Raw genomic sequence first — 16,050 nt, forward strand, 5'->3', positions numbered from 1 at the left:
TTTTATTTATTCTTCCTGCTTCGGTTAATGATAAGTGGAATTTCGCCATCATCTTGTGCATTAGGGCAGAATTAGATTGCTATACCACTTTGCCCATGCTTGCCAAACTGCAACGGCTTTTGGGCTATTGCGTTATATTGTGCCGTTGTTTAATTTCGGCGAGCTCTTCTTGCGATGTGGCATTAAACGCTTCTACCATCCATTCGGGCCAGCCTTGTCCTTTAATAATTTGGTCTTTAAATTGGGTTTCTTGTTCCCATTTGTATTTGCCGTCGTTTAGGCCGGCTAATTTGTTCGCGCACATAAAATTATTAACCCAACCCCAAACCAGATAACTACCTATGCCGACACGTAATGGATCTAATAATATATGGTCGATTGTTTTATGGCTATGGGGCTTGCATACCATTAAAATAGTGGTGTTGAGTGAGTAGCGTGAAAAGTTATGTACCACCACCCCTTGTAAATGGGCCCAGTCATATTCTTTTATGCGTTTTTTATTAGGGTGCAAAAAGGTTAGCGGATTACGTAACACTTTAAAATTAAAAAAATAACTTTCATTGATATACACTTTACCCGTTTTACGATTAAAAATAATGGGGCTTCCTCGGCGTGTAAAAAGGTTTTGATAAAATTCAGGAATCAGAAGATATAAAGCAAAAAAACAGGTGATGTTCATCAATAATAATACAATATCCATAATTTTTTCATCATTATTAACTGCAGGAGTCATAGTAAAAACGAAATAAAAATAAATACCTATATAAAAAGAAAGACCAAATATTGATATAAAACAAATAAATAAATAAAAAAACTGATCAGATTGTGTTTTACGAATAAAAGCACAGTAGTTATCATTGGCATAGAGCAAGCGATCATCGGCACCCGTTAAATAGTTACCGCCTTTGTCTAAATCGCTTATCCAACCAAAAATTTGGGGTCGATATTGTGATGGCATTGTTTTGCTCCTTATTTTAAATTTTATTGTTTTTAGCCACGATTAATGGCACGTCTTCACGGTTATTGTATTGCACAATGATTTGATATTTTGCAATATTAAACACACCTATTGTGCCAGCGATCCATTTATTGATAATAAGCCCATTTTGCACTGGCTCGACGCTATTGGTTGTGGTTTTATCAGTAAAATGATTAGCCGATGTGGTTAAGGTAAATTCGTCTGGCTCGTCAATTTTGCTATTATCAGGTATTGGGAGCTTAGTCAGTACGCCGACATTACGATCATACTTATCAAAATAGTCGGCTTTATCAAGCGAGATAAGGTATTGATCGCTATAGTTTGCGTTCACAGCTAATAACGTTATTTGTTGCGAGGTGATACGGTATTTTAGATCGATATATTTTTCGGGCTGTGGATCTGGCTGGCTTTTTAGATTTGGGTAATCATTAATAAATAAGCGAATTAGCGCAATTGCACTTTCGCTTTGATTGTATTTGGCAAAATCGGGAATATCCAAATAAAAATAGATATGCCGTTGAAATGGATTTGGGGCATCGGGCTCAGGTACACCTGTTATTGATGGGGCATGATATAGCGGTTTTAAACGAATAAAAGTTTGAATATTATAGACCATGATCGCATAGTCGTTGAGCGCTAAGCCAAAACCCGCGTGAGTGCTATATTCATCTTCGTGATAAGCTTGATAGCCTAAATAGTCCAATTCTTCTTGCTTACCAAAGCAGCAACGGTTTAACCAGTGTTGAATAGCTGTAAATTTATCGTACTTTTTACTAAACATAACCGCGATTGAACCACCAATCATTAAAGCAACACCCGCAATAACAGTTACCCATGAACCAACTAATGCTACAATTGCACCAAAACCTAATGCAATCGAACCACCTAACCTATAAATAAAATATCTATTATCTTCCATATTTATCATATCAAACGAACTTTTTAGTTCACCGATCGCATCTAATACCGTGATCGTAGCCGTGGCTCTGGAAACGGTTTTAGAAATTATGGCATTGAACTTAAGCTTAGCTTCTATTGCTGTTGCACCTTTACCTGCTTTAATCGCTTCAGTCATTTGCATATTGAGTTTGATATTTTTATATTGGTTAGTTAAGTCGATGCTAGTTAGTACCAGTGACACCAGATCTTTAAGCATTTTCCCTTTTAGATCGGTTTCACCGTCACCTTCTTTTGCTTCATCCCATTCTTTAAGCATATCGCTAATGTTTATTAGGGTCAGGGTACCTAATATACCGTTCACCGCAAGATTGATGCTAAAAGTTATGTTCCCCGTTTTGACGTTTTGATTAGCGGTTTGTAATTCTATCTTATTATAGATACGTTCTAATTCATGTTGCGCTTTGTCTATCACGCCTCCTGCTTTTGATATTTTTTCGTTTATTTTAGCTTTAGCTCGCTCTAGGGCTTTATCACTGATTTTGCGTAATTTATCAGTGATTGACGCTTTGCCTTGATTCACTTTTTCTATGTTTTCAAGCAGTGTTTTTTGTTTATGGATTAATTTGAAATAATCTTTATACTTTTGCTCCATAAATTGTTTTAAGCTGTATGGGCTTAATGTGCCATTAGTGCCGTTGATAAAGTCCACAAACAAGGCTTTACTGGCTTTATCAGGAAAGCATAGGGTAAATTTTGCTTTTTGCATTTTGCCCGAGCTGGTTTTAATGGGCTTTTCATCAATATCAAAACTTTCTAAAAAAGCAAGCTCGTGCGGGTGATAAACGCCACGATTGTAAAAACCCCGATGCATTTGGGTTAATAAATTTTGAATTTTTACGATATTTTCTGGTCTAATTTGCACGTTTATTTCAACGGGTAGTGCCCCTAGTTTGGCAAGTTCATCAAATGCATTAAGCCGCATCCAGTGCGATTTTATCGGTTTAAATAGGGTGTCTTTAGCCAGTGTTGCCTGTTTTTTTAGTGCCGTGCGGTTAAGTAAACTTTCACTATATTGGGTTGATGCGTGAGTTTGTTGTGTTGAATTAGCAAGGTTGGATAATTCTTTATTTACCGCTTCAAGGCTTTTATTTAATTCCCTATTCTTGGTTTCATAAGCCTTTTTTTCGCGCCTGAGTTTTTCTTGTGCTACGGGATCACTCGCTGGAATTTGTTTTTTTTGTTGTTCAAGCTCGTCAATTTTTTGTTTATTTTGTTCAATTTTAGCTTCTAGCTCGGCTTTGTTTTTTTCTAATACACTTTTTTTATCGTTTAGATCTTTATCCCCTTTTTTTTCTTCCATTGCTGTAGAGGCTGTACCAATAAACTCCGTTGTTTTAGATAACCAATCGTTTGGTGTTATCAATTCGTTAGTTTTTAAGTCTACGTAGACCTTTTCGTCACGATCGATACCTTTAGCGTTGTGATATTCGGTGATGTAATAGATACTTTCAGGATTACTGAGCAGCTCGTCCCATAGGGCACTGTCTTGATCGAGTTTAATTTCAGAATGGGTGGTATCGACTAAAATAGATCCAACTTCTGATGCGTGCACCAATTGCGTCGTTTCGGTGCTAAAATCAAATTCACGTTGCCAAAAATGATTGGTGTTAACGCTTTTGGGTTTGGTTTTGCTAAATTGCGAGACAATGTCTTGTTTACCAAACAACCAACGCAAATAGGTAAAATAGTCTTGCGACCACTCTTTATGGTAATTAACTACTTCGTTATAGGCTGTTTCTAATTCCCTTTTGAAGGTATCAACTTTACCTTGATCTACACAGCTATCAAACTCTTTGAGTTTTTCCTTTTTCATCGATTTTAATTTGCTTATTGTCACCGCATTTTTTGGTGGTGACGACATTATCACACCAATATAACTATCAGGAGAACGATTAGCGAGTTCGATTTCATCTTCTTTTTCCAGTATTGCGATTTGTCTGTTGAATGAATCTTCAATCGAGGTTCGGTACTGCTCCATTAATTGTAAAATTACCCGCTTTTTAAACATTACTGGTTGATAATAATTAAATTGATCTTTCAATACTGGGTTGATCGTTTGGATCAAGTTTTTTGCTCGTTGTTCATAGATTTTCGTTGTTTTATCTAAATCGTCAAAACCATCGATTAATTCTTCTGCTAAATTCACTTCTTTTGCGGTTAATGGTATTTCGTTAAATAGATGCAGGTGCGATATCCGTTGGGTGTTAAGCTCTTCGGCGATACCGAAGGTGTCTTCTAGTACTACGCCACAAGATATTGGTTTATTGCCCTGATATAGAAGATTTGCGTGATTGGCAAATTTTTGCCTTTGGCTTTTTAAACTGGTAAAGGGATGGACTGATTTAAAATTCTCCAGACCTTGCTCTCCAAAACGAAACTCGAGCACTTTGCTTTTATCATTATCATCATGTTCATGACTATAACCAAAAATATCTTTAAACGGCACCGCTCGGTTACCGGTTGCCTCAGACGGTGAGTCTTTGAGTTTTTGTATATCAATTTTGGTAAAACGCGATAACACTTGGCTATCTTGTTCTTTGAGATAATCGTCGAGGGTCTTTTTGGGCCAAGGTTGTGAAGAATAAGCCACCCACGCTTGCGTAAAGCGCTTATCATCAAGATGAATAAACGAGGCTGGAATGGTGTGACAGGCATCTTTACACGCTTTTGATAATGGCCTTGGCTGGGTATGGGGCAGTTCGTGGGCGTCTTTTAAACGTAGTGCGCCGTCAATGCATTCATACGCATGAAGTATTCGGCTCTCAATATCATCACCTTGTTGTTGCATCACATAGACATAACCGTTACGCAAAGTGCGAAATACATAGTCATAATATTCTAAGGGATCTTCTGGCATGCGTTGTTTAAAATCTAACGTTTTAGCATAATTCGCCAGTTCTTGATAAGTGCGGTTAACCTGTTTAATTTTAGTGAATTTTGTTTTTATCACGGCTTGACGCAGTAAAAAGACCGGTAATCCTGTTCGCTCACAGGCAAGGCAACGATCGGCGGCTTCGTTTTTATATTGTATCGCGATGTTGGCTATTTTTTGCATCTTACGCTCTTTAATTCTTTAATTCTTCAATTCTTGTTTTATCGATTTTTGTGATTTTTCAAAAGGAATCTATTGGCTTTTAAGGTTAATCAATGTCGGGTATAGGCTGAGTTCATCATCTAAAGCGGTGTGGAATACCTGAGTAAGTCTCTTTGCAGCAAATAGATTCAATAATGAATCTTGTGATAATGAGCTTATTGAATTCAGTGACACTTTATTGAGCGATAACGAACTTAATACGGTTATTGCCTCATACAAAGACGGTTTATCATTGACCGATAGGAAGTTACTTAACGCGGAGATTGTTGACATTAAGGTTTGATAGCTAGCTGAATGAAAAGAAAAACTGGCTTTTTGATTGAGAGTCGCCTCAATGGAGAAGGCTTTATCGTAACGAGTAGAAGTAATCACATAACGCCAAGGCTGATTTAACCACTCATCACCGTCAACATACCAAACCGAAATCGACGAGCGCAGCCCCTCAACGGTTAAGGTATAGCCGTTATGGCTAATGCAGCCTAAACCCGCCATTAATCCGTCAATCAATCCTTTACCTAATTGTCCAAAAAGGCGATTAAAGCCATTCGCCATATTGTTTTCCTATTTTCCCTAAAATCGCTATATTTTATTGTTAATGATGTTATTCGTTTATCGTTCTTTATATTATAGTTTTAAGCATAAACGATAATGGGAACAGAGTATAAATCATTTTAACGCAAAGTTAACCTTTTTTGATGGATACTTTTGCTTAACGTAAGGAATTTTTGTGAGTTAAGCAGGTATCAGATATAAGGTATGTAGTAGCGACTTAACGCCTTTGTTTGAAAAAAGCAATTTAGGCAACGTCATACTTTGTTAAGTACATTTTTCAACCAGTTAAATTAAAAATAATTTTATGCTCAAACGGTATAAATTTCTGGATATATTTAACAAGAAATTCCGTCTTTTTAATAGAGAAAAGCTCATTTTTATTGCTAATTATGTTATAACTATATGAAATTTAAAGATTAATTGGTAGAATAAAAAATCACAATGTTCTCTCTATTTTTTTCTAAAATTACTTTAATAAAAACAATGCATTATAAAATCATGGTTATTTTAAAAATCATTGAAAAAGTTGGTAGAAATTTGGTGTTAAATATTTTAATGATAAAACAATGTGTTATAATTGGTCTGTTCCCTATACACATAGGGATAAACGACACACACACACACACACACACACACACACACACTGTTCCCTATACACATAGGGATAAACGCGCAAAACTGGTATGTTAAATGTGAAAATGAGCTGTTCCCTATACACATAGGGATAAACCGTAGCATTAGTGTTGAATGCCTGTAGGGATGCTCTGTTCCCTATACACATAGGGATAAACCGTTCACCATGCGTAACTAAATGACAACTATATGTCTGTTCCCTATACACATAGGGATAAACCGTGAATAAGGAAGAATTAGATGAAGTTTTGTTACCTGTTCCCTATACACATAGGGATAAACCGACGCAATTAGGTCACGATTAAAACAATACTATCTGTTCCCTATACACATAGGGATAAACCGCCGAAATCCGCACCGAACAACAAACGGTCGGCCTGTTCCCTATACACATAGGGATAAACCGTTTACTGCTCTAGAATTGCTTAAATTTGATTTCTGTTCCCTATACACATAGGGATAAACCGCAAGAATGTACAACGGCGCTTATTGGGTTGAACTGTTCCCTATACACATAGGGATAAACCGTACCCTGAGATGGCGAAACGACTAGATCCAACCTGTTCCCTATACACATAGGGATAAACCGCCCTTGCGTTAAGGCTTCATTTCGTTGTTTGGCCTGTTCCCTATACACATAGGGATAAAACCGTGACAAAATTTTTATTTATAATTTATTGAAAGATTCAATAAATTATGTGATAACTATCATACAGATCAAAAAGTCATTAAACCTATCTACCTTAAAGTAAAAAGAGCGATAAGCGCTTTGACTAAGATGTGATATGCCAAGTATTTAAAGATGCACAAGAAAAAAGATTAAACGATTACGTGTACAATTTTCAATAATGTTTAGATGACTATGTAAAACATGCAGTATAAACAGTTCGGCGTTTTCTAATGAATTATGTGAATTTAATAGATTTTATGTGACTTTTAAAGGTGTTATTGAAGCAAGTTAACGTTGTGCAAACTAATATTTATGAATCTCTAAATTAAAAATATTCTACTTGAAAAGTAGAATATACTTTTTTAAAGTAGGTAAGATCATTTAAATAAGATCTTTTTTACCACGCTCTACAAGTCCCAAACAAAGTCTCTGGGACACAATATTCAAAAAACAATTGAGTATTTATCCCTCAAGGCTTTTTTAATATCATATAAAGGAGTGTTGCAATGTCAGAAAAAAAAGAACTCACCACTAATAACGGTGCCCCAATAGCCGATAATCAAAACTCCCGAACTGCCGGTCCTCAAGGTCCTGTGTTGATAGATGATTTTCAGCTTATCGAAAAACTTGCTCATTTTAACCGTGAAAATATCCCTGAACGACGAGTCCACGCCAAAGGTTCTGGCGCACATGGTACTTTTACAGTCACCAATGATATCACCCAATATTCTTACGCTAGCCTATTTGCCAGTGTTGGTAAACAAACTCCAATTTTTGCTCGCTTTTCGTTAGTAGGAGGAGAGCGAGGCTCATCTGATACAGCGCGAGATCCCCGTGGGTTTTCAGTCAAGTTTTATACCGACCAAGGCAATTGGGATATCGTAGGCAATAATACCCCGGTATTTTTTATTCGTGATCCACTCAAATTTCCTGACTTTATTCATACGCAAAAGCGTGATCCCAAAACTAATTTGAAAGATCCACAAATGATGTGGGATTTTTGGTCTTTATCGCCAGAATCACTTCATCAAGTCACTATTTTATTTTCGGATCGTGGCATTCCTGATGGTTATCGTCATATGCACGGTTATGGTAGCCATACCTATAGCTTAATTAATAAAGATGGTATACGAACTTGGGTTAAATGGCATTTTCGAACCGAACAGGGAATCAAAAATATCCATCCTAAAAAAGCAACGGAAATAGATGGAACCAATCCAGATTCTGCACAAGAAGATCTGTTCAAAGCCATTGAGCGAGGAGACTATCCAAAATGGCGGCTTTATATACAAGTTATGACCGAAGAGCAAGCCAATAACCATCCTGAAAATCCGTTTGATGTCACTAAAGTGTGGTCACAAAAACAGTATCCATTAATTGAAGTTGGCGTGATGGAACTTAATCGTAATCCAGAAAACTATTTTGCGGAAGTTGAACAATCTGCCTTTGAACCAAGTAATGTGGTGCCTGGAACAGGCTTATCACCAGATAAGATGCTACAAGGCCGAATTTTTGCTTATGCCGATGCACACCGCTATCGTATTGGTACTAATTATCAACAATTGCCGATCAATGCGCCAAAATGCCCTGTGCATAATTATCAACGCGATGGCGCAATGCGTTTTTATACCCCTGATAATGCCCCTAACTATGAGCCTAATAGCGTCGATAGCGCACCAAAACAGCAACCACAATATGCCGAACCGCCAATGCATGTCCCAGCAGGAACAATGGATAGGCATGATCATCGTGTGGATGGGGATTATTACTCACAGCCACGCGCACTATTTAATTTAATGAATCCCGATCAAAAACAACTGCTTATTGATAATATAGTTGGCTCAATGAAGAATGTGAAGCGGGACATTCAAATTAGACAGCTCAAACACTTCTACAAAGTACATCCTGATTATGGCGCTGGAGTTGCCAAAGGACTGGGGGTTGATGTTGACCTAATAAAAAGCTAATACTCAAAATAACAATGCCGACTAAAATTGGTCGGCATTGATATTTTTATAATAGCGATATTTATAGCTTAACCATTTGCTTCAACTTATTCAATAATCCTGAGTAATCCACTTTAGCAAAGTCAGTTACATCAACTTCGAGCAATTTACCTAGAACAAATTGATCATACCGCCGTATTTTGCAAACTTGGTAAAATTGATCCTTGTTGATTAAGTCATCAGCAAGATTTCGATTTTCTAACGCATCGCCATAATGATAGTGTTGCATTATATGACTCAAATGGCGTTCAGGTGAACGATCACGCTGGTAACGACGTTGCCATATCACATCAAAATCAGCAACTAAGCGAATGGTTATCACTTGGTAGTAATATTGCTCAGTAAATTCACTTAGTTGCTTTTTTTGCTTATCACTAAATGGGTATTCAGAAATAATCACCTTTTTACCTGCATCCATATACAGTTTTAAAACACCGTAATAAAATTGCCAAGCTTTGTGTTCTAACGCTTCTTTTTCAGCTTTACAATTAAAGCCAACAGACTCAGCATATAAAATTTTGGCTTCATCGGGTGTTATAACAAAGCTATCTTTAAATTGCTGTTGCAATTGATTAACTAGATAGGTTTTTCCCGTACAAGGACAACCTGCCAGTAAAATTAAATATTTCTGCATACTAACGCACCTTAATTAATCCGACTATTAACGTTAAGAAACAAACTCATTTTATGTTTCACAATTTCTTTAACTGCTTGATTAGCAGGAATAATATTGTGTCGTAACGATTTATTCACTTCGGTATCAGCAAACTTATCTTTGACAACTTGGGTCCAATTTACTAATAATTCAGTGCCTACATTAAATTTACGAATACCATTATTAATCAGTTCAGGGTAATCTTCTTCTTTGACACCGGTACCGCCATGAATAACCAAAGGAATATCAACCATAGCATGAATCTCTTTTAATAGTGGAATATTCACCTCTGTTTTTGATTTGAATTGTCCATGATTAGTACCAATGGCAACAGCTAATGCATCAATCCCCGTGGCTTGAACAAACGCTAACGCATCTTTCGGTTTGGTATAAATTCGATCATTAGAATCAACATGAATGCCCTCTTCTGTTCCGCCTATAGTGCCTAATTCACCTTCAACCGATACGCCACGCGCATGTGCATATTCAACCACCGCACGGGTTTTTAAAATATTTTCTTTAAATGGTAAGGAAGAACCATCAAACATCACTGAGGTAAAGCCACTATCGATCGCTTCTTTGATATCATCAAAATTTTTTGCATGATCTAAATGTAATACCGCATCAACAATTTCTTCATCGGCAATAGCTTTTACCGCATTAACCAATACTTTAAAACCTATATAGCGTGCGGTATCAATGCTAGTTTGTATAATAATTGGCGCCCCGACTTCTTTCGCTGCTCGTAGCATATCAGGTAACATTTCTAAGTTATGCGTGTTAAATGCACCGACGGTAAAATTGAGTTTTTGAGCTAATAAAGTGACATCTTTTAGTGTGGTATACATAATCATTTCCTTTAATCTCGTTGAACCGTAACTTGTTTGGCAATGTTGCGCATGGAGTCCATCTTATTCATCCAAAAATCAATATCGTCCATTGAACCATGTTGTGCTGCATCGGCACGTTTATGGTTGTACAAATTCATTAATGCTTTATAACCCTCTCCAATTGATTTTTTATGTTGTAAACTCTTTTCTAAATACTCAATCGCAAAATCAACATGATCTAATTGGCAATAAAGTAGTCCTGTTTTTTCACATAATGTGGCTAAAGTTACTGCATCATCTGTGTGATTAATTTGTTGTAACAATTGACTAATTGATTGTTCAATTTGGTCTATTTGCGATGATGACTGACTGACTTTTATTTCTGGTATATTTTCTGATTCTATTTTAGATTGACTTTTTTTGAAAAAGTTAAACATATCAAACTCCTAAACTAAAAGTTCTTTAATAACGGGCTTAAAATCCATGCATAGAGTAACGCCGCCGTAACCGTATCGACATCGGTTGCCGTTGCATTAATAAAGCCCATTTGATTAAAGATAGTCACCAGTAATGCCGGTAACAAAGTAATAAAGAAACCATGGGCAATGCCACCAATGAGAGCCCCACGACGACCACCTACTGCATTACCAAATATGCCAGCTGTACCGCCTGCAAAAAAGTTGGTTAACATGCCAGGTAAAATCATGGCTAATCCAAAAACTGGCAAAGTTAACATCGCAATCACCGTACCAATTGATGTGGTAATAAACCCTAAAATTACCGCATTTGGGCTATAAGGAAAAAACACAGGACAATCAAGCGCCGGTATGGCATTAGGAACCACTTTCATCGCAATGCCTCTAAATGCGGGTACAATTTCGCCGAGCAATAACCTAACACCAGCTAATAACACATAGATGCCTACTACAAAAATAATCGCTTGCGTAAAGGCATACATCACATAATTTTGACCACCAGACAATGTTGAAGCATATTCTTCACCAGCAAAAAGAGCGGTAATAATATAAAGTGGTATCATTACCACCATGACTGACAAATAAGTATCTTGCAAAAATTCAAATGATTTAGGTAATTTCATCTCCTCAATTGAACGTTTATTTACGCCTCGCTCCCCCACAACATAAGCAACACCAGCTTCAAACAAGTAACCAATTGTACAAAAGTGACCTAGTGCTATGTCATTAGCCCCAGTTACTTTACGAATGATCGGCTGCGCAATAGCTGGCATAAATACCGCAAAAAGTGCACCAACAAGACCGCCGACTACAATTAACGCGATTCCTGAAAGTCCAGCAAAACTACCAAATACCGTGGTCATGGTTGCCATCCAGAGAATAGCCTGACCAGTTAAAAAGATATATTTCCAGCGGGTAAAACGGGCAATGAGAATATTAAAGATAAAAATCATTAAAAAAGTCAGCGCAATATCACGACCTAAGCCTAACTGATTCATGGCTTGGCCATTAATCGCTTCAATAGACGGGATAATCCCTTGCATATCAAATCCAGCGGTAAAAATGTGCCCGAAATAGGTCAAACTGCCAACAATGATACTAGCCCCCGCATTGAGCACTTGAAAGCCCAATAATGTTTTAAGGCTTCCTGAAATAATTTGACCTACTGATTTACGTTGCAACATCAAGCCAAACATAGCAATTAGACTAATCGTTATCGAAGCTTGCGTTAAAATATTATCAATAATAAAGTTAACCACGTTCATAGTATTCTCCTATTTTGCAATTTAAAGCAGTCCCTTTTTTTGCAACACTGGACTTAACTTTTCATCAATTTCAGCTTTCGAGACGATATTTTTGAGATAAACAATTGAGGTCTGTTCGCTAATATTGAATTTAGCAAACTGAGGGCGAAAATTTTCAGCCGTGATAATAATATCGGCATTCATAGAAGCAGCAGATGAAATATCCGTATGATCCAACTTGGCATCAATTCCCTTGGCCTTTAACACATCCTCAGTCGCCATTTGTGCGGCAAAACTACTGCCTAATCCCGCACCACAAACAAATAAAATAGTTAAATTACTCATTTTCAATCCTCCTACAATTTAATGGTTCAATCCGAATTAGGTTCATTAAATAAAATGTTCTTAAATTGTTGTACCGAATGACACATTGTTAATCTTTCAAGTTTTTGTTCATCATTAATCAATTCAATCAAACTACGCATAATATTGAGATGAGAAAACGAATCGATAGCTGCTAAACAAAATATGATTTTCACAGATCCCATTTCTGAATTACCAAAATCCACGGGATGACGCAAAGTAACAACACTCACCCCTAACTGGTTTACTCCATCTTCAGGGCGAGCGTGTGCCAACGCTAAATTTTTGCCTATGACGATATACGGACCATATTGCTCGACCGACGTAATCATGGCATCAATATAAGATGGTAAAATAAATTGTTTTTTTAATAATGGCTCAGCAGCAATTTTGATCGCTTGTCGCCAATTTGAACTATCTTGCTGCAATATAATGTCATTATCGGTAAGAATATCTTTCAACATAGGCTGGATTTTCCTTTTATTGATTTTAAGATTATTAATCGCTAAACACTGTTCGAGTTGGTTATAGATAGGTGCTGACACGATGCCGCCACTTTGTTGAATCAAATCAACCAATGAATAGAAAAGATCGGTCGCATCGACCAAATGATTTAAAACGCGTTGATTAGCACTGTGCTTAGCTAAAAAATCAGTGATAATAGGATGATTTTTCTCTTTTAAAATCGGTTCTAACACCAATACTGGATGAGCTAAGTGCGGTAATGGAAACGTGGAAAAAATTAAGTCAAAATCGAGTTGAGCTAATAGATCCTGATCATGACGCCCCAAAATGGCTAGCACATCAATACTAAAAAACTCTTTGAGTGTTTCAGCTAATAAATTAGAAGTTGCTATACCATGGTCACAAAATACTACTGCTTTAAAATAGTAACTTCTTTCTTGATTAATAGCGCTTGCAAAGGTAGAAAAATGGATAGTTAAAAAAGCAATTTCGTCATCTGATACTTTATGACTTAAGGTATTTTCAAGTTCTTGCATAAACATAGCAATAACTGAATAAATTGCACCGTAGTTTTGTTTGATGTTATCGAGTAAAGGATTAATAATATGAATATTATTACTTACTCGTGCAATAAGTCCTGCTAAGTGTTTACATAAATTTTCGTACAACTGCTCTTGTTTGGTTGAAAATGGAATTTGTGTTTTTTCTTCGACATAATTAACTAACTTAATCGCTAATAACTGCGCATTTAACCACTCTACATAGTTATTAATATCCTTGGTATTGAAAGCTTCTAACATATAAATAATGTATTGCTGTTCTTGCCGATTAACTTGCAAAGCAACATGCTGACAAACCAAATGAATAAATTTTGCTATTTCACCCAAATCATTATTATTAAAATTCGGCCTTATCATCGTAAGATGATGTTGCTGTTGATTACGAACCACCCAAATAGTGGTAAAAATCACAATTTGTTGAACATAAATTTCATCATGAATTTGGCTAATAGTTTGATGAGCTAGCCGTAATAGACTATCTATTAATTCTTGGGGAATATAATTAAATAACAACCTCTGTATAAAACTCATCTCATATAATGGTTTATCTAATTCAAGATTACCCACAAACTGATTAATGGCTTCGTACATCATTAAACGAATAGAACGCTCTAACCCGAAAAACTGCATACCTTGTTTTGGCAGGCTGATTAATTCAATATCATATTTTTTAAGTCGTTGTTTAAGTTTACGGATATCTTCATCTAAGACACTTTTCGATACAAAAAAAACACTTTTTTTATGACTGAGAATGGTTGGAGAGGCAGAAAAAGCAATAGACAGTAACAAATCAAACTGACGTTCATCTTTACTTAGAATCGATGACGTTGGCATGCCCAATAATGCATTATAAATTAACTGTTTTTGATCATGCGTCGCGTTTATTATAAAACCTTTATTACGTACGGTTGAAACTAAAGGAAACTGTCTTTGCATTAAAAACGCATTAATTTCTTGAATTTCATTGCGAATGGTTCGCACACTAATCTGAAATTCGTCTGATAACATCTGGGAAGTGACCGGATAGTCGATGGAAATAAATTTTTTAAATAACTCAATGGTTCTTGTTCGCATAAACTTATTCACTTATTTACTTCATAGATTAAGTATAAGTGAGATAGATTTACTTACCTAGTTGGTATTTTTGCCAATAAAAATGGCAAAAATTATTGATTAATGCGATGGTTATCACACTGTTTTATCAAATAGATACTGAGATGTCTCAATTAATCACCAAACGGTATAGACTCCTGAATATTTTTACAAAAAATATAACCTAAAAGTGAATAGTTGGGTAAATATCCAGCCTATTTTCGTGTTTTATATTCAACGGATTTTTCAGTTTAATGTTATAACTGATGGTTTTATAACATTTAATGTTACTGGTTAAGAAAACGAACGATTTCAATCGAGTTTTCTTTAGTACATTATAAATAGTCTGAGGGATGTCCATAAAAGGTTTAGCCAAATCAGTGACAGTCTTCTTCTTTATGATATAAGCGTTCGCTATATCTCTTGTCGGTGATAAAGCATTAGTTTTGTTTTTTATGTATATTCATTACCGTACTTTCTAAAATTACTGTAGCTTCTAAAATTATTGTAAATAATGCGAGTAATTCTAACAAATAAGGAAATAATACAAATAAGGTCATTAAATGTTAGAAAAGAGTGATTGAGCAAGCTAAAAATAGAAATGGTATTATTATTTTAGTCAATTCTATGGTCTACGTAGCACAATTACTCATAGAATTAGGTCATAACGGTATTGAGATAATCAATACCGTTATGACCATTCAGTTAGATTTTGATGGCTGATTTTTGCCGAACAATTTCAAATAAACAAACACCCGTTGCTACCGACACATTAAGTGATGACACAATGCCAGCCATGGGAATGCTGACTAATTCATCACAATGTTCTTTTGTTAAACGGCGCATCCCTTCACCTTCCGCACCCATCACCAAAGCAAGTGAAGTCGCTGTTGATGTTTTATAAAAATCAGTTTGATAAAGCGTTCTATCTGCCTCGCCAGCAGTCCCCACAATCCAAACTTGATATTCATCTTGTAACATTCGCATCGTGCGTGCCAAATTGGTCACTCTAACCACCGGTATACTTTCAGCCGCTCCACACGCTACTTTTTGCGCTGTCGAGTTAAGGGGGGCTGAGCGATCTTTTGGCACTATAATAAAATCCACACCCGCGGCATCAGCGGTTCTTATGCAAGCGCCTAAATTATGCGGATCGGTCACACCATCTAAAATTAAGATAACGGGGTTTGTTTGCCCTTCCATAAGTAAAGGAATATCATTTTCTTGATAACCTCGACTTGGTTTAACCATGGCTAAAATACCTTGATGTACCCCATTTTTAGATTTTTCATCTAACCATTGGCGATTAGCGATTTTCACTGGCAAGCCAAGCTGCTCTAATTGACGCACAACGGCGATAAGGCGTTTATCTTCACGCCCTTTAATAATAAATACTTCAATAATTCTTTCTGGCGAACGTGTTAATAATGCTTCAATGGCGTGCAGGCCATAAACTGTTTCACTCATTTAT

General features: G+C 36.3%; 11 protein-coding genes and 1 CRISPR repeat array. Of the genes, 1 reads left to right on the forward strand and 10 read right to left on the reverse strand.

Annotation, left to right across the window (positions count from 1 at the left end; genetic code table 11):
• Positions 1-124: 124 nt before the first annotated feature.
• The 3 genes from A9G23_RS06415 to A9G23_RS06425 all read right to left on the reverse strand — a co-directional run bounded on the left by A9G23_RS06415 (position 125) and on the right by A9G23_RS06425 (position 5,585).
• Positions 125-958, reverse strand: coding sequence for a DUF6708 domain-containing protein (locus A9G23_RS06415; RefSeq protein ID WP_065586805.1), 834 nt, complete (start codon positions 956-958; stop codon positions 125-127).
• A 16-nt stretch (positions 959-974) separates the two neighbouring features.
• Complete coding sequence (locus A9G23_RS06420; protein WP_065586806.1) at positions 975-4,994, reverse strand: toxin VasX; 4,020 nt, start codon at positions 4,992-4,994, stop codon at positions 975-977.
• A gap of 69 nt (positions 4,995-5,063) precedes the next feature.
• On the reverse strand, positions 5,064-5,585 hold the full coding sequence (locus A9G23_RS06425) for a hypothetical protein (RefSeq protein ID WP_065586807.1): 522 nt from the start codon (positions 5,583-5,585) through the stop codon (positions 5,064-5,066).
• 582 nt (positions 5,586-6,167) lie between these two features.
• Positions 6,168-6,869: a CRISPR direct-repeat array (repeat unit 29 nt; unit sequence CTGTTCCCTATACACATAGGGATAAACCG).
• Positions 6,870-7,394: 525 nt separating this feature from the next.
• Between A9G23_RS06425 and A9G23_RS06430 the strand changes: the two genes are divergently transcribed.
• Positions 7,395-8,855: a catalase gene (locus A9G23_RS06430; protein ID WP_065586808.1), complete on the forward strand. Its 1,461-nt coding sequence runs from the start codon at positions 7,395-7,397 to the stop codon at positions 8,853-8,855.
• Between the two features lie 61 nt (positions 8,856-8,916).
• Here A9G23_RS06430 and A9G23_RS06435 read toward each other — a convergent pair whose 3' ends face one another.
• The 7 genes from A9G23_RS06435 to rlmB all read right to left on the reverse strand — a co-directional run bounded on the left by A9G23_RS06435 (position 8,917) and on the right by rlmB (position 16,046).
• On the reverse strand, positions 8,917-9,528 hold the full coding sequence (locus A9G23_RS06435) for an AAA family ATPase (RefSeq protein ID WP_065586809.1): 612 nt from the start codon (positions 9,526-9,528) through the stop codon (positions 8,917-8,919).
• Between the two features lie 11 nt (positions 9,529-9,539).
• Entirely contained in the window at positions 9,540-10,397 is an 858-nt protein-coding gene (locus A9G23_RS06440; RefSeq protein ID WP_065586810.1) for a class II fructose-bisphosphate aldolase, read from the reverse strand.
• An 11-nt stretch (positions 10,398-10,408) separates the two neighbouring features.
• Positions 10,409-10,816 carry a hypothetical protein gene (locus A9G23_RS06445; RefSeq protein ID WP_065586811.1) on the reverse strand — a complete coding sequence of 136 codons (408 nt, stop codon included), beginning with the start codon at positions 10,814-10,816 and terminating at the stop codon, positions 10,409-10,411.
• A 14-nt stretch (positions 10,817-10,830) separates the two neighbouring features.
• Positions 10,831-12,120, reverse strand: a complete 1,290-nt coding sequence (locus tag A9G23_RS06450; RefSeq protein ID WP_065586812.1) for a PTS sugar transporter subunit IIC — start codon at positions 12,118-12,120, stop codon at positions 10,831-10,833.
• A 21-nt stretch (positions 12,121-12,141) separates the two neighbouring features.
• Complete coding sequence (locus A9G23_RS06455; protein ID WP_065586813.1) at positions 12,142-12,444, reverse strand: PTS sugar transporter subunit IIB; 303 nt, start codon at positions 12,442-12,444, stop codon at positions 12,142-12,144.
• 26 nt (positions 12,445-12,470) lie between these two features.
• Positions 12,471-14,561, reverse strand: a complete 2,091-nt coding sequence (locus A9G23_RS06460; RefSeq protein ID WP_065586814.1) for a BglG family transcription antiterminator — start codon at positions 14,559-14,561, stop codon at positions 12,471-12,473.
• Positions 14,562-15,284: 723 nt separating this feature from the next.
• A complete protein-coding gene (gene rlmB / locus A9G23_RS06465; protein ID WP_065586815.1) occupies positions 15,285-16,046 on the reverse strand; it encodes a 23S rRNA (guanosine(2251)-2'-O)-methyltransferase RlmB in 762 nt (253 codons plus the stop codon).
• Between the last annotated feature and the right edge of the window lie 4 nt (positions 16,047-16,050).

This window comes from Gilliamella sp. App4-10, from assembly GCF_001690495.1.
Classification (GTDB): Bacteria; Pseudomonadota; Gammaproteobacteria; order Enterobacterales; family Orbaceae; genus Gilliamella; species Gilliamella apicola_G.

Bases quoted from the DNA above. Each gene is read 5' to 3' on its own strand.
- A9G23_RS06415 (WP_065586805.1), bottom strand. From the start codon at position 958: ATGCCATCACAATATCGACCCCAAATTTTTGGTTGGATAAGCGATTTA.
- A9G23_RS06420 (WP_065586806.1), bottom strand. From the start codon at position 4,994: ATGCAAAAAATAGCCAACATCGCGATACAATATAAAAACGAAGCCGCC.
- A9G23_RS06425 (WP_065586807.1), bottom strand. From the start codon at position 5,585: ATGGCGAATGGCTTTAATCGCCTTTTTGGACAATTAGGTAAAGGATTG.
- A9G23_RS06430 (WP_065586808.1), top strand. From the start codon at position 7,395: ATGTCAGAAAAAAAAGAACTCACCACTAATAACGGTGCCCCAATAGCC.
- A9G23_RS06435 (WP_065586809.1), bottom strand. From the start codon at position 9,528: ATGCAGAAATATTTAATTTTACTGGCAGGTTGTCCTTGTACGGGAAAA.
- A9G23_RS06440 (WP_065586810.1), bottom strand. From the start codon at position 10,397: ATGTATACCACACTAAAAGATGTCACTTTATTAGCTCAAAAACTCAAT.
- A9G23_RS06445 (WP_065586811.1), bottom strand. From the start codon at position 10,816: ATGTTTAACTTTTTCAAAAAAAGTCAATCTAAAATAGAATCAGAAAAT.
- A9G23_RS06450 (WP_065586812.1), bottom strand. From the start codon at position 12,120: ATGAACGTGGTTAACTTTATTATTGATAATATTTTAACGCAAGCTTCG.
- A9G23_RS06455 (WP_065586813.1), bottom strand. From the start codon at position 12,444: ATGAGTAATTTAACTATTTTATTTGTTTGTGGTGCGGGATTAGGCAGT.
- A9G23_RS06460 (WP_065586814.1), bottom strand. From the start codon at position 14,561: ATGCGAACAAGAACCATTGAGTTATTTAAAAAATTTATTTCCATCGAC.
- rlmB (WP_065586815.1), bottom strand. From the start codon at position 16,046: ATGAGTGAAACAGTTTATGGCCTGCACGCCATTGAAGCATTATTAACA.